At 52.8% G+C, this 14,657-nt stretch carries 11 protein-coding genes, 1 tRNA gene and 3 pseudogenes; 8 read left to right on the top strand and 7 right to left on the bottom strand.

Annotation, left to right across the window (positions count from 1 at the left end; translation table 11 throughout):
- Positions 1–134: 134 nt before the first annotated feature.
- From ACTBDZ_RS08850 to trmB, 3 genes are read right to left on the bottom strand one after another with little or no spacing between them, the layout of a single operon-like run.
- Positions 135–848: a DUF2884 domain-containing protein gene (locus tag ACTBDZ_RS08850; protein ID WP_438815049.1), complete on the bottom strand. Its 714-nt coding sequence runs from the start codon at positions 846–848 to the stop codon at positions 135–137.
- Positions 849–871: 23 nt separating this feature from the next.
- A complete protein-coding gene (locus tag ACTBDZ_RS08845) occupies positions 872–1,219 on the bottom strand; it encodes a YggL family protein (RefSeq protein WP_438815048.1) in 348 nt (115 codons plus the stop codon).
- On the bottom strand, positions 1,219–1,938 hold the full coding sequence (gene trmB / locus ACTBDZ_RS08840) for a tRNA (guanosine(46)-N7)-methyltransferase TrmB (protein ID WP_438815047.1): 720 nt from the start codon (positions 1,936–1,938) through the stop codon (positions 1,219–1,221). Before trmB ends, ACTBDZ_RS08845 begins: the two co-directional genes overlap by 1 nt.
- 169 nt (positions 1,939–2,107) lie before the next feature.
- On the opposite strand from trmB, the gene mutY reads away from it, so the two are divergent.
- From mutY to ansP, 4 genes are all read left to right on the top strand, one after another.
- Positions 2,108–3,190 (top strand): A/G-specific adenine glycosylase, encoded by a 1,083-nt coding sequence (gene mutY, locus ACTBDZ_RS08835; RefSeq protein WP_438815046.1) that lies wholly within the window; start codon positions 2,108–2,110, stop codon positions 3,188–3,190.
- Positions 3,191–3,219: 29 nt separating this feature from the next.
- Positions 3,220–3,492 carry an oxidative damage protection protein gene (locus ACTBDZ_RS08830; RefSeq protein ID WP_438815045.1) on the top strand — a complete coding sequence of 91 codons (273 nt, stop codon included), beginning with the start codon at positions 3,220–3,222 and terminating at the stop codon, positions 3,490–3,492.
- A 90-nt stretch (positions 3,493–3,582) separates the two neighbouring features.
- A complete protein-coding gene (mltC, locus tag ACTBDZ_RS08825) occupies positions 3,583–4,656 on the top strand; it encodes a membrane-bound lytic murein transglycosylase MltC (protein ID WP_438815044.1) in 1,074 nt (357 codons plus the stop codon).
- A 416-nt stretch (positions 4,657–5,072) separates the two neighbouring features.
- Positions 5,073–6,539 carry an L-asparagine permease gene (gene ansP / locus ACTBDZ_RS08820; RefSeq protein WP_438815050.1) on the top strand — a complete coding sequence of 489 codons (1,467 nt, stop codon included), beginning with the start codon at positions 5,073–5,075 and terminating at the stop codon, positions 6,537–6,539.
- A gap of 42 nt (positions 6,540–6,581) precedes the next feature.
- Here the strand turns inward: ansP and ACTBDZ_RS08815 are convergent.
- A pseudogene (locus tag ACTBDZ_RS08815) lies at positions 6,582–8,733 on the bottom strand (ornithine decarboxylase).
- A 648-nt stretch (positions 8,734–9,381) separates the two neighbouring features.
- Here ACTBDZ_RS08815 and ACTBDZ_RS08810 point away from each other — a divergent pair.
- From ACTBDZ_RS08810 to ACTBDZ_RS08795, 4 genes are all read left to right on the top strand, one after another.
- Positions 9,382–9,457: transfer RNA gene (locus tag ACTBDZ_RS08810), tRNA-Phe, on the top strand.
- Between the two features lie 388 nt (positions 9,458–9,845).
- Positions 9,846–10,604 (top strand): BRO-N domain-containing protein, encoded by a 759-nt coding sequence (locus ACTBDZ_RS08805; protein ID WP_438815043.1) that lies wholly within the window; start codon positions 9,846–9,848, stop codon positions 10,602–10,604.
- 73 nt (positions 10,605–10,677) lie between these two features.
- On the top strand, positions 10,678–11,658 hold the full coding sequence (locus tag ACTBDZ_RS08800) for an Rpn family recombination-promoting nuclease/putative transposase (RefSeq protein ID WP_438815042.1): 981 nt from the start codon (positions 10,678–10,680) through the stop codon (positions 11,656–11,658).
- Positions 11,658–12,305 (top strand): DNA-binding protein, encoded by a 648-nt coding sequence (locus ACTBDZ_RS08795; RefSeq protein ID WP_438815041.1) that lies wholly within the window; start codon positions 11,658–11,660, stop codon positions 12,303–12,305. The genes ACTBDZ_RS08800 and ACTBDZ_RS08795 overlap by 1 nt, the downstream gene beginning before the upstream one ends.
- Here ACTBDZ_RS08795 and ACTBDZ_RS08790 read toward each other — a convergent pair.
- The 3 genes and pseudogenes from ACTBDZ_RS08790 to ACTBDZ_RS08780 all read right to left on the bottom strand — a co-directional run.
- Positions 12,291–12,932 (bottom strand): tail fiber assembly protein, encoded by a 642-nt coding sequence (locus tag ACTBDZ_RS08790; protein ID WP_438815040.1) that lies wholly within the window; start codon positions 12,930–12,932, stop codon positions 12,291–12,293. The two genes, ACTBDZ_RS08795 and ACTBDZ_RS08790, sit on opposite strands and share 15 nt — an antisense overlap.
- Positions 12,932–13,377, bottom strand: a pseudogene (locus ACTBDZ_RS08785) (phage tail protein); the annotation flags it as partial. The pseudogene ACTBDZ_RS08785 and the gene ACTBDZ_RS08790, both read right to left, overlap by 1 nt.
- Positions 13,378–14,495: 1,118 nt before the next feature.
- Positions 14,496–14,657, bottom strand: a pseudogene (locus tag ACTBDZ_RS08780) (IS5/IS1182 family transposase); the annotation flags it as partial.

Genomic DNA, 14,657 nt, shown 5'->3' with positions numbered 1-14,657 from the left:
GAGTTCAGTATTGGTGACAGACCACCACAAGTATCCAACCTCAATTCTGTTCACAAGACCATCGTTGATGTTCTCGGCGAGCGATACCGTCGAATTTATTCTTAAAGTAGGTGCGGAATGACGGGTAGATACAATTACGGCAGGGATTTAAGCAACTGCTTACGCTGGTTTTCCAGTGAAATGACCCGCTGGCATACATCCTTGCCAAAGCGCTGGAACGTGAGTTCCTGGCTGTTCCACTCGGTTTGAATCGCTTGTTGCAGGTTGCCAAGGTTACCCATCACCGCCTGCAACGGATTGCCGCCGCTGGAAAGCTGCTTTACACCCATCTCGTTCAGGCTGTCTTGCAACACACCGCCAAGGGCTTGCTGCACCAACTGGCGGCCATCCTGCTCCACCTGTTTTACGGCCTGGTGATGAAACGCAATGCCATCGCTGCACGGCTCAAGAATGCGCGCTATCTGCTGCTTGAGTTGGGTATCCAACGTGGTCAGCCGGGCATGCACATTGCTGTCACTTCCCAGTTCCTTAGCAATGACACCATCCAGCGCCACACGCGCTTTTTCCAGATGCGCCTGTGCACCCTGCTCAATCCACGGCAGTTGCTGACGCAAATCCGCTTGATACGCTTTCGCCTGCTGACGCTGTGCCGCAGTAAGCGTTAACGCCGTCTGGTTGCGGGTGACATCGCCCTGCGGCGAAATCACCAGATTGCCACTTGCGCCAACTACCTGCACCTGTTGCGGTGTAATGAAGATGTCATCCTGCGGATTCACTTCACATTGATACGCCGCCTGTGCCTGCCAGGACAACAAAGCCAGCAGAGAGAGCATTACCGATCGCAACATGTCGTCTTCCTATAAAAACAGAATCAGGAGAGCAGATTTTCCGGCAAATCCCACCAGATATCGAACAGTTCGCTAACTTTAACCTCTTGCAACTGCTGGGCCTTCAGCCAGGCAACGACCTGCTCACGGTGCGCATCGGTGCAATGGCCGGTCTTTTGCAAGCAGATCAACCCTTCCCAGTGCAGATAACCGCTGCCTTCAAATGCCAGGCCAGCCGGATCAATCACATCGTCAACAAACTTATCCAGAGTGGCATCGATGGTTTCTACCGACGTGCCCTCAGCGAAACGCCAGCTTACCGAAAAGCCCAGTTCCTGAAACTCATCAATGTGTAACTTTTTGCGCAAACGACGACTGCGTTGTTGTGCCATTATTCTATCCTCTCAAACATAAGATACCACACTCCGTGGCCTAACCGCTGGCCGCGCGCTTCGAACTTGGTTAACGGGCGAGACGATGGGCGAGGAACGTAGTCCTGTGTGGCAGAGAGATTACGGTATCCCGCCACATCGCGCATGACCTCAAGCATATGTTCCGCATAAGGCTCCCAGTCTGTCGCCATATGAAACACGCCCCCCTTAGCCAGCTTGCGCAGCACCCGCTCCGCAAAGGCTTTTTGTACAATACGACGTTTATTATGGCGTGCTTTATGCCAAGGATCAGGGAAAAAGAGCTGCACCATGGCCAGCGACCCATCGGGAATCATCTGCTCCAGCACTTCTACCGCGTCATGACACATCACGCGCAGGTTGCTCAGAGTAGCCTCCTGCGCCGCTGCCAGGCAGGCACCGACGCCGGGAAGATGAACCTCAATCCCTAAAAAATTTTGCTCAGGGTGTTGCTCTGCCATGGTGACCAGCGACGCCCCCATGCCAAACCCGATTTCCAATACCGTCGGCGCTTCGCGACCGAAAAGCACGGTAAAATCGAGCGCCTGTGCCTGATACTCTACCCCCATCACGGGCCAGTAGTTATCCAGCGCCTGCTGCTGTCCATTGGTCAAACGCCCCTGACGGCGCACAAAACTGCGAATACGGCGCAGCGGACGCCCATCCTCATCAAATTCCGGTGAAATGACGTTATTGATCATAGAAAACGTGTGCCGATGGCCTGTTCAAATTCGCCCAAAGAAAGGCGCATTATGCAAGGATACCGCGGTTTAGCAAGGGGGATACCTCGGAAAGTTCCGGTTTACAGCACATTCACTCTGTGCTGGAATCGCTGTCAGACTTTTCACCCGGCAAGAGAGTGGCTCTTTTATGATGCAAGCGCAGCCGTTCGCGCAGCAGGTGTTGGCATGGTATGAGCGCTATGGCCGCAAGACGCTGCCGTGGCAACAAGAGAAAACGCCTTATACCGTATGGCTCTCCGAGATCATGTTACAACAGACGCAGGTCACCACGGTCATCCCCTATTTTCAACGTTTTATTGCACGCTTTCCCGATGTACGCACCCTTGCCGCCGCCCCCTTGGATGAGGTGCTGCACCTGTGGACCGGGCTGGGTTATTACGCGCGTGCGCGCAACCTGCACAAAGCCGCGCAAACCATCGTGGAGCAGCACGGCGGGGAGTTCCCTACCACATTGGACGCCGTTTGCGCGTTACCGGGTGTCGGGCGTTCTACCGCGGGCGCAGTGCTGTCCCTTTCTCTCGGTCAGCATCACCCGATTCTTGATGGCAATGTCAAACGCGTGCTGGCACGCTGCTACGCGGTAGCCGGCTGGCCGGGTAAAAAAGAGGTTGAGCACCAGCTCTGGTCCCATAGCGAGCAGGTAACGCCCGCACAGGGTGTTAGCCAGTTTAATCAGGCGATGATGGATTTAGGTGCAATGGTCTGCACCCGCAGCCGCCCCAAATGCGAACTTTGCCCACTAAGCAACGGTTGCATCGCTTATGCCAACCACAGCTGGGCCAGCTATCCGGGTAAAAAACCGAAGCAGACGTTACCGGAAAAAAGCGCCTGGTTTCTATTACTACAACGAGGTAATGACGTATGGCTGCAACAGCGGCCTGCAACCGGGTTATGGGGAGGATTGTTTTGCTTTCCACAATTCAACACCCATGATGATGTGGAACCTTGGCTGCAACAACGCGGTCTGAAAATCACAGACGTGCAGCAATTGGTGTCGTTTCGCCACACCTTTAGCCATTTCCATCTGGATATTGTTCCGCTCTGGCTCGCATTACCCACTGACATTCCTCACGCTTTGCACCATGCTTGCATGGAGGAAAAGACCGGTCTCTGGTATAACTTAGCGCAACCGCCCGCCGTTGGGCTGGCTGCACCGGTGGAACGACTATTACGTATGTTAACGCTACACTCCGGCGGCAGTTTGATCTGACCAGCACGCGTTATCCAAGAGGAATCAGCATGAGCAGAACCATTTTTTGTACTTTTTTACAACGTGAAGCCGAAGGGCAGGATTTTCAGCTTTATCCGGGAGAATTGGGCAAACGCATCTATCAGGAAATTTCGAAAGAGGCGTGGGCGCAATGGCAGACCAAGCAAACCATGCTGATCAACGAGAAAAAGCTCAACATGATGAACGTGGAGCACCGCAAACTGCTGGAACAAGAGATGATTAAGTTCCTGTTCGAGGGTAAAGAGGTTCACATCGAAAGCTATACCCCTCCCAGCGCATGATATCAGGGCCTTGTGGCCCTTTTGTCTCTTTATGCTGACACCGCGTTGCTAATGAACCGTTAATAACAAGATACTTATAACGAATCATCTATGAAGAAATTGCTAGCGTTGTTGCTCGTTGCACCCTTGCTGATCTCCTGTTCCGGCAAGCGCTGCGATCTCAATAATGAAGAATTCATCAAGGATACCAACGCCTTTGACATTCTGATGGGGCAGTTCGCCCACAACATCGAGAATATCTGGGGCCTGAACGAAGTGCTGATTGCTGGCCCGAAAGACTACGTCAAGTATACCGATCAATATCAAACCCGTAGTCACATCAACTTTGATGCCGGTACGATTACTATCGAGACCATTTCAGCAACCAATTACGTCCCGAGTTTACGTCAGGCCATCATCACCACACTGTTGATGGGCGATGACGCTAGCAATACGGACCTCTACTCTGACGCCAATGACATTCAAATCAGCCGTGAACCAATGCTATACGGCCAGGTGTTAGACAACACCGAACAACCCATTCGCTGGGAAGGGCGCGCCGCCAGCTTTGCTGATTATCTGCTGCAAAACCGCTTGCAGAAACGGACCTCTGGACTGCATGTAATCTGGTCCGTCACTTTCCAACTGGTACCAAACCATCTGGACAAACGTGCGCATAAATATCTGCCGCTGATTCGTCAGGCTTCCGAGCGCTATGGCATTGAAGAATCGCTGATTCTGGCAATCATGCAAACCGAGTCCAGCTTCAACCCTTACGCGGTCAGCCGTTCTGACGCATTAGGACTGATGCAGGTGGTGCAGCACAGCGCCGGACGTGATGTGTTCAAGAGCAAAGGGAAATGGGGGCAGCCGAGCCGCAGCTACCTGTTCGATCCTGAGAATAACATCGATACCGGCGTGGCTTATCTGGCGATTCTGAAAAACACCTATCTGGGTGGTATCGAGAACCCGACCTCACATCGCTATGCCGTTATTACGGCGTATAACGGTGGTGCGGGCAGCGTGCTGCGCGTATTCTCCAGCGACAAGGACAGGGCCGTTAGCCTGATCAACCAGATGTCGCCGGGCGAAGTCTACGATACATTGACCACCAAGCACCCGTCGGCCGAGTCGCGGCGCTATCTCTACAAGGTCAACTCGACGCAGAAAAACTATCGCCGTTAAACCTATCGCCGTTAAACCTATCGCCGTTAAACCTATCGCCGTTAAACCTATCGCGGTTAAAACAGTCGCGGTTAAAACTACAGCCGTTAATCAATGTCCTCTTTTGGCGTAACCATGCGCCAGAAGGGGATTTTTTTCAAATAACGCCTTTCAGCCTTTCGTCCGGTTCCCACACGTCCTTTCCGCATGCCATGCTTTCACGCGTTTGTTCGCCGCTGACGTTTTTTTGCCAGCACAGACGAGAAATGGTAGCATCGCTGCCCGAAACAAACATAACAAAGGGTTATGACTGCGGTGCGGGGAGACGCAAACCGCGCACCTGTATGACCGCAATGTCAGACCAAACGCCATCAGGCATGAAAGACCAGCAGGAACACAAACAGAGCATGAAAGACCAGCAGGAACACAAACAGAGCATGACACACAACAACACAACAGATGTGACGCATCAGACCAGCAAAAAAAACTGGCTCGATTCCCACGAAAGGGGTTATCAAAAAAGCATTAGCAAACACCACGTGCAGATGATCGCCATTGGCGGCTCTATCGGTACCGGGCTGTTTTTAGGCGCAGGAGCACGCCTGCAACTGGCAGGCCCTTCACTGGCGCTGGTGTACTTGACCTGCGGTATCTTCTCTTTCTTTATCTTGCGTGCACTCGGTGAGTTGATCGTTCATCGCCCTTCCAGCGGCAGTTTTGTCTCTTATGCACGAGAATTCCTCGGCGAAAAAGGCTCGTACCTCGCAGGCTGGATGTATTTCCTTAACTGGGCGATGACCGGCATTGTGGATATCACGGCGGTTGCGCTCTATATGCACTACTGGGGAACCTTTGCCGATGTGCCGCAGTGGGTGTTGGCTTTAGGCGCGCTATCCATCGTTACCACCATGAACCTGATTGGCGTGAAAAGGTTCGCTGAGATGGAATTCTGGTTTGCCTTGATCAAGGTAGCCGCCATTTCGCTGTTCCTGATTGTCGGTACGGTGTTTCTGGCAAGCGGTCACCCTGTTGCAGGCAACCCAACCGGTTTTCATCTCATCAGTGATAACGGCGGCCTATTCCCCCACGGATTATTGCCCGCATTAATGCTGGTTCAGGGCGTGATCTTTGCCTTTGCCGGCATCGAAATCATCGGCATTGCCGCCGGTGAAGCCAAAGACGCCCGGCGCATTCTGCCCAAAGCCGTTAACAGCGTTATCTGGCGTATCGCCTTGTTTTACGTTGGCTCCATCGTGCTGCTGGTGTGCCTGCTGCCGTGGAACGCCTATCAGGCCGGGCAAAGCCCGTTTGTCACCTTCTTTAGCAAGCTGGGCGTACCCTACATGGGTGATGTGATGAACGTGGTGGTGCTTACGGCAGCGCTATCCAGCCTGAATTCCGGCCTCTACTCGACCGGACGCATTCTGCGCTCGCTGTCTCAGGGTGGCTCTGCGCCGCATTTCCTGTCGAAAATGAGTGCGCAGTCTGTTCCCTATACCGGCATCATGGTGACAGTGGCGATCCATATCGTTGGGGTATTCCTTAACTATATTGTGCCGTCGCAGGTGTTTGAGATTGTACTGAACATGGCCTCTATCGGCATCATCTGTTCCTGGGCATTCATTATTTTGTGCCAGATGAAGCTGCGTCAGGCCATCAAACAGGGTAAAGCGGAACCCGTTTCATTCAAGATGCCCGGTGCACCGTTTACCTCCTGGCTGACGCTACTGTTCTTGCTGGGTGTGGTGGTGCTGATGGCGTTTGACTACCCGAACGGCACCTGGACCATTGCCTCCACTCCGGTGTTGGCTATCCTGCTGATTGTAGGATGGTATGGGCTGAAAAAGCGTCGCGCTGCAGCTAATGGCGAAATCGCTGCAACAACCGTGTCTGCCACCGAATAAAAAAACGGCGCGAGGGTTTACGCCTCGCGCCATTAATAGCGATTATTCCTGAATCACATGCGCACACAGGCGCTTGCTGCCATCGTCCTGCTCAACGCTGTAAACGCCTTGCAACTCCGGTGAGAAGCCCGGCATCCGGTTAATGCCTTCTTCTAACGCCAGGAAGTAACGCAGCACCGCCCCGCCCCAAATTTCTCCCGGCACCACACACAGCACGCCCGGCGGATAAGGAAGCGCACCTTCTGCCGCGACACGACCTTCCGCCTCGGCCGGTGGGATCAAATCCACTTCTCCGCGCACAAAGGCATTGTTTGCCTCTTGCGGCAGCATCACGGCACGCGGCAACGTCGCTTTGCGGAACATGGCTTTCTGCAAATACTGCACGTTGTGACTGACATAGAAATCATGCATTTCCTGACACAATTGGCGCAACGTATAGCCTGAGTAGCGCTGTTCATACTTGTGGTAGAGATTCGGTAACACTTCGCTTAACGGCGCATCGCGCGCAATCAGCGCTTCAAAGCGGACCAATGCCTCCACCAGATGCGACAGCTTGGCGCTATCTTCCGCTGGCGTCAGCAGAAACAGGATCGAGTTAAGATCGCTTTTCTCTGGGATGATGCCATGTTCACGCAGATAGTTGGCCAAAATGGTGGCCGGAATACCGAAATCGGTATATTCACCGCTGCTGGCATCAATACCGGGCGTAGTCAGCAACAGTTTGCACGGATCGATAACATACTGACCTTGCGCATATCCCTCAAACGCATGCCACGCTGCTCCCGGCTCGAAATTGAAGAAGCGCACATCCTGCGCAATGTCGTCCGTGGCGTGATTCTGCCACGGCACGCCGTCGATCAGATCCGGAACAAAAGGTTTGATCAACGAACAACGGGCCAGCAGTTGCTTACGGGTATCGATACCCTGCTTGACGCACTCAAGCCACAGGCGACGACCACTGCTGCCTTCGTGCATTTTTGCATTAACATCGAGCGCGGCAAACAGCGGATAAAACGGGCTGGTCGAGGCGTGGAGCATAAAGGCGTGGTTGAAGCGCTTATGGTTGCAAAACCGCTTCTGCCCTTTGATGTGCGTGTCTTTTTTGTGGATCTGCGAGGTTTGCGAAAAGCCCGCCTGCTGCTTGTGAACCGATTGGGTAACAAAGATGCCCGGATCGTTCTCATTCAGTTCCAGCAACAGCGGCGAGCACTGCTCCATCATCGGGATAAACTGCTCGTAGCCCACCCAGGCAGAGTTAAACAGGATGTAATCACACAGGTGGCCGATGCTATCCACCACCTGACGCGCGTTGTAAATGGTGCCATCGTAAGTGCCGAGCTGGATCACCGCCAGACGGAACGGACGCGGTGCATCCGCGCGATGCGGAGCCTCTTCCCGAATCAAGCCACGCAGATAAGCCTCATCAAAGCAGTGCGGCATCCACCCCGCCAATAAAGCCAAACGGATTTCGTGCCGTCTCGAGGTAAATGGGCGTCGCGCCCGCCTGAATCAGCGCGCCGTGGTGGTTGGATTTATGGTTATTGCGATCGAACAGCACCAGATCGCCCGGCGTCAGCAACGCGTTGGTCACTACATTGGCTGACGAGGTGCCGTTGAGTACGAAGTAGGTTTTGTCGGCATTAAACACTTTGGCCGCAAACTTCTGCGCTTTTTTCGCCGCTCCTTCATGAATCAGCAGATCGCCCAGTTTCACATCCGCATTGCAGATATCGGAACGGAAGAGCGTTTCGCCATAGAACTCAAAGAATTGATGCCCGGTGGGATGCTTGCGAAAAAATTGGCCGCCCTGATGGCCCGGACAGGCGAAGGTGGAATTACGCATGCCGACATATTTGGACAGCGTATCGAAAAACGGCGGCAATAACCCGGCCTGATAATCCGCCGCGGCTTTCTCCAGCAGCGGGGCGTGCTCACCCGCACCGTCAACGCGCAGCCAACTGCTGCCTGATGGCAACACTTCCTCTGCTGAATACCAAGGCTCGTTCACCACGAATGCAGGAATGCCAAAACCGGTATGCTGCAACAGCGACAACACCCCACATCGCGCCTCTTCAAGAGAAACGACAACCGCAGCCACATCAGTAAAGTCGGTTTGACTCAGGGAGACAATTTCTCGCTGGGTATGAAGACGGCCCGCAACCGTCGCGTTCGCTGCAATTTTTAACTGTTTCATGTAACCAAACCCAAACGCTTAAGGATGAGTAGTGGCGCAAAGGCACCGTGTAAAGCGTCATCACTGTCAGGCCTAGATGGCATACCCGCAGACTAAAACAGATATACATTAATCTTATGACAAGACCAGACGGTGCGACTGACAAATACCGCTTTTTGCCTATACGGCTTAACACGCAAGGAGAAACTGGATCCAGCCCCGCCCGATAGACATCAGTAAAATCAGAGCGATGCGCTGTTCTTACTCATGCCTAACAGTGAGCATCTGATCGCCTCACCGCATGGTGAAGGAGGATAATCGAGAGAATGCAGACAAGCGGAAACCGAACCCACAGGCAGGCATCATCGACAGCCCGGCGCGTACAGCCTGCACCTTGCGCAATGAATCTGACATAGTGACGTCCTCTTTAACCGCTCGTGAATGGGGAGTAAAAAACGGCGTCATAGTGGCACGGTTTTTTTGCAAACACAATACGCCCAATACCAATTGCGCCGAATAAGAAAACGTTTGCCTGGCAGGTGATCAAACCCAGAAAAACCATTTTTGCTGCAAAAACGCACGTCACTGCTCGAATTCACAGCATTCGTACGGGAATGTGATATAAACTCATTGACGGCACTGACCCAATACGGTTTAATGCGCCCCATTGCCCGGATAGCTCAGTCGGTAGAGCAGGGGATTGAAAATCCCCGTGTCCTTGGTTCGATTCCGAGTCCGGGCACCATGATTTCAAGGGGTTGCATATGTAGCCCCTCACTCTTCAGAATATTTCAGAATACCCGTTCAGAATTCCCCATTTGACAACGTGCATAATCATTCAATAGTGCTTACGTGCATATCCTAGGCAAAATCACCTAACCACACCTGCCACCACATTTGACGAAGGAAATCCCATGCGCTATAGTCGCCTTCAGGTGCTGAACACACCTATCTGAGCGGATACCGCGCCCGAAAGTAATGCGGTTTTTTTACGTCCATAGATTGTTATGGTCGGGTAGCGAGTAGTAATACAACACCCCATTGGGGGAAAACTGCTGGCCGTCTCAGATCGGTGTTCAAGTACCCGACCGCCCCGTGAACAGGGCTAATGAACAATATCTGAGGATGTAAATATGAATACGCAACCCATATCATTTTCTTTCAAAGAATCCCATGATGTCCGCGTTCAGATAGTAGACGGTGCCCCTTGGTTCTGCCTAAAAGATGTTTGCGAAGTTCTAAATATTGAAAATCATCGTGATTTAATGGCAAAACAGCTTAATGACCAGGGGGTAGATAAAATCTACACCCTTACCGAAGGTGGCAAACAAAAACTCGTTTACGTCAACGAACCCAACCTCTACCGTGTCATCTTCCGTAGCAACAAACCCGAGGCGAAGCAATTCCAAGATTGGGTGTTCAATGAAGTACTTCCCTCAATCCGCAAGACCGGCAAATATGAGCATCCCGTCTACAATCCAGAGTCACACGAACTCTTCACCGCTAACGATACATCCAACCTCGCTCGCCTGATTTGGTGCATGAGCCATAACTTCCGCTTCAAACAGGCGTGGAGTAATGGCATATGGTACGCTTTACGCGAAGTCACGGGCATTCCCTCACCCCAGCCGATGGAAGTCCGTCACATCCCGCATATCGCCCGAGAGTGCGAACGCATATGGGCTGTTATCGAACGTCTGCAATCGGCTATCGTGAACGCAGAGAGGCGAACCATTCGGCAGCTTGTGCGCAAGCGAGAGAATGTCGATAGCGTGATGAGTGAAATCGATAGCTTGCTTACCGAGGCCAGCCAGAGCAACGCTTTCATGCTCACCGATACGCTGACCCGCTGGCACAAGTCCGAACTCGAGCTGTTCGCGCAGAGACACTGACAAACGCCCCGGCTCGTTAAAGGGCCGGGGATTTCGATGGCATACCGTAACCTGAGCAAGGTATACTCCGCCAATGACAACATCCTCACTCTCACAACACGATTCGCTGTTCAAAAAATTCCTCGGTGATATAGCGGTAGCTCGGGACTTTCTCGAGGCGCATTTGCCACCTCATCTGCGGGAACGCTGCAATTTAAGCACGCTTGCCATGGAATCGGGCAGCTTCATCGAAGACGACCTGCGCACCCAGTGTTCGGATATGCTCTATTCCGTGCAGACAAAAACGGGGAAAGGCTATATCTACACATTAATCGAGCACCAAAGTAGGCCCGAGAAGTTGATGGCGTGGCGTTTAATACGTTATAGCATGGCAGCCATGCAGCGGCACCTAGAGCAAGGCAACGAGACCTTGCCCGTGGTCATCCCGCTCCTGTTCTACCACGGCACCACGTCGCCCTACCCCTACAGCACCCAATGGCTCGATTGCTTTGCTGACCCTGAACTGGCAGAATCAGTCTATACACAGGCATTCCCGCTGGTTGATATCACCGCTATGCCGGATGATGAAATACTGTCCCATCGGCGGGTAGCCCTGCTGGAATTGGTGCAGAAGCACATCCGAACGCGGGACATGCTGGAACTGGCAGGAGATATCGCCCGCCTGCTCAATCTATGGTCAATACCGAAAGAACAGTTTCGTAGCCTGATGTACTATATTGCAGAGCGGGGAAATACATCGGATGAAGCACAATTCCTACAGCATATCGCCGTCAAAGCCATTGACTACCAGGAGGACATCATGACCATTGCAGAACAACTGGAAGCAAAGGGTATCCAGAAGGGTATCCAGAAGGGTATGCAGCTTGGTGAGCAGAAAGGTCGCCAGGAAGGTCGCCAGGAAGGTCGCCAAGAAGGACGCCAAGAAGGCGAGCATAGCGCCTCGCTGAAAATTGCAAGGCAACTTCTTACTGATGGCGTGAGTAAATCCGCAATCAAACGCTATACCGGTCTGTCCGACGACGAACTGGCTACCCTGTTCGATGATGGTCGCTAGTGTATCGCATCGATTATCAGATAGCGTACCACCACATCACCGAGGCCAGCGAAACCCCGCATCAAGCCAAGCAGTGGCTGATGGTGCAGCAACAGCACGCCGGGGAAATCGCGCGGGTCAGACTGGCGCTACACAGCCTGCCGTATGTAACGAGCTACGAACTACCGTTTCGGCTGCTGCTCATCCGTGCGCCCCAGGCTATCGAAAAACTGCGCGATGAGCTGACCATTAACTGCCGCCGGGTTGAAATCAACGGCAACAAACGCGGGGTACTGTATAGTCTGAAACGTGACGTTGTCGCGCCCGAAGCGTTTCGCTATAGCCGCCGATTCAGGGTATTTCGCTCTGGGGCCGAAGGGGGCACCGAAAGCAGCTACACCCATATCGCGGGTCAGGTTAACTCGCCGCGCGAACGGTTACGACTGGCGCTGACATCAGGACTTCTGGTCACAGCACTGGATGCCCTGCTGTTTTTCGGGGTTCAGCGTATCGCCAGCGATATTTCTGCCTTGCGCAAAGGGGGGTTGAACATTGATTTGCTGCATGTTGAGGCGTTCGATTCCCAAACCATGCAATTACGCGAAATCCCGGCCTACCGGATGATCACCGATAATGCCATTGCGGCTTCTGTATCACTGGCTGTCTGATTCTGGCGCTTCAGGCCAGTCAATATCCGGCGCTTTGCTGATATCCACACGGTTAAGCAGCACGCGGTAGGTTTTCCACCCGGTGAGTAATGCCGTCTCTTCTTCTGTTGCCATATCCAGATCAACCGCATCGCTCAGCGTTTGAATACGCGCATTCGCCACGGTAAGACGTGAGCTTAACTCCTGTTGTGCCGCCTGCTGTGCAGCTTGTAATTCTGCTGCCTGCTGGGCTTTCGTGTCTGTCACCCACTTTTTACCGTCCCACGTATCAAACTCACTTTCTGGCTTCAGTAACGTGACATTATCCGGCAGTTCGCCGAATTGGGTGACAGTCTGTTCCTGCCGTGTTTCCGTGCTGTAAACCGTTTGTCCGCGATGATCTGGCAAGAACTCCCACGACTTGCCATCCGCCGTGCGACGTAGTGCTTGCCCAGCAAGCGGTAACTCTGGCTTATCGGGGTAACTGTGGGCTGGAAGGCCTACACCGAGCATGAGGTATTCCATGCTGGCGCTCTGGTATTCACCAGTGTCTTGATTGACATGATAGACAGTTATCCAGCCAGCCTTTTTGCTGAGTCCGTTTTCGCCTAATTCGGCAGTCTCAATATCCGTTGAATAGTTGCTCATTATGCTGCTCTCACAATGTAGTTAAATGCAATGTTGCGCGGACGGTTTTCATTTGCCGTTGGTACGACATTCCCTGCATTGAATGCATACTGACACCCAGCAGACCCCAAATCATTATTTAGATGGGAAACCGCCCTCTAATCTGGTAAATGCGCCTTCCCCCACCGACGATGAAGTGCCCTCTGCCCAAGCCAAACCATTATTTGCAAACTTCCCGGTGATATTTCGAATTGCATCACCTTGCGCTGACAGTAATTTGCGTCCGGCATCAACCTTCCGCTCATCATCCCAACCGCGAATAAACTCACCGCGCAGGTCAGGCAGCTTGCCGGTGGGGTAGAGGGAGGCTAAAACCGGATAGGTTGTTTTGTTAAATGCTTGCCCGTTGCATTTCAACCACCCTGAAGGGGGGAACTTCGCCGGGGAACGGCAGCGGAATGCCGACAATCTCTGATGCTGACATGGGGTTTGGAAGGTTTTTATCAGTCCAAACGTTATAACTTACATATCCGTTGGCATCACCAGCCTGAATTTTCAAACCAGGAGTAGAAGCTGATGAACTTGCCGTAAGGATAGAGTAAGTGCCGTTAACCTTTGTAAACGCCCCTGAACCAAAGCGAATAGTTGAAGCATCGGTGTTTATGCCATCGTTCCGAAATGAACGGGATGTATTTGCCAGTGCCCACGCATGGATGGCCGCCGCCGATGTGAGAGATAAAGTCGTTTGGTCGTCTCGCGTCGGTACGAGATTGATGTTATCAAATGCAACGCGCCACGGCGTTGTATTATCAGCAGCCGTATTTGACGTCGTAACTCTATAACGCAATGCCCCATCGTTGAAGGATTGGAATATTTGCCCGCGACGATTGGTATCATATGCAGACTGATAACCAACACCGTTCATATTCAGACCGATATCAGGCAACGCTGACGATTCAGGAGAATACGCAAAAAAGCCACCACGCTGTGACACGGGGTTGTTTGCTGCTCCGCCAACCCCAAATGCACCCGTGGAATTCGCGGGAAGAACTAACACCCGACCTGCGTTTGCATCTGTGCCGCTTGTCTGCTTAACCAAGTCAATATTCTGGCGAAACAGCGCCTTATCAGGGATATCCGCGCCGTTCTGGTCTTTCGCCAGCTTCCCGTCTATATCTTGTTTCAAATAAGACAGCGTGCCCGCGGTCATCATGTTTACAACGAGATCATTAGCAGACCAGATGCGCGCAACGGTACCTTCCTGACCGCGCTCAATGGTCATCTGGTCACCGACCCGCTGCGTGACATGAACTATCTCGGTGAGAGTGCCCGTGGCGGCATCAATCAGCGTCAGTTTGAAAAAACTGGTTCCGGATACCGGGGACGGGAAAAGCACCCCGGTTCCCGTGTTAACGGTCAGCGTTGTGGCTGCTGCGCTGATCCCGGCAGCCAGGACTGATTGAGCATTGTTGGCGGCTAAAAGTGAAATTGCCATTATTCCTCCGCTCGTTGCGGTTTATCGATTAGGGGGGCTTTGTTGAATAAATCAGAACTTGTAACGACTGTGCCCCATCGGGTCGATTGTTACGTGATGCGAATACTGTTCGGCATTCCTAATATCGTGATCCGGTTAAGCGCTTTGACCATCGCCATGGCTTCACCCACCTGAGCATCGTAGTCACGCAGACTTAGATGACCACCCAGAAGCGTTTTGAACCGGAACATGGCCGTTTCAGCCACTGAGCG

Origin of the sequence: Symbiopectobacterium sp., assembly GCF_051710365.1 — a bacterium.
Taxonomy (GTDB): domain Bacteria; phylum Pseudomonadota; class Gammaproteobacteria; order Enterobacterales; family Enterobacteriaceae; genus Symbiopectobacterium.
Note: the sequence above shows the minus strand (reverse complement) of the source record. Positions and strands in the feature narration are given on the sequence as shown.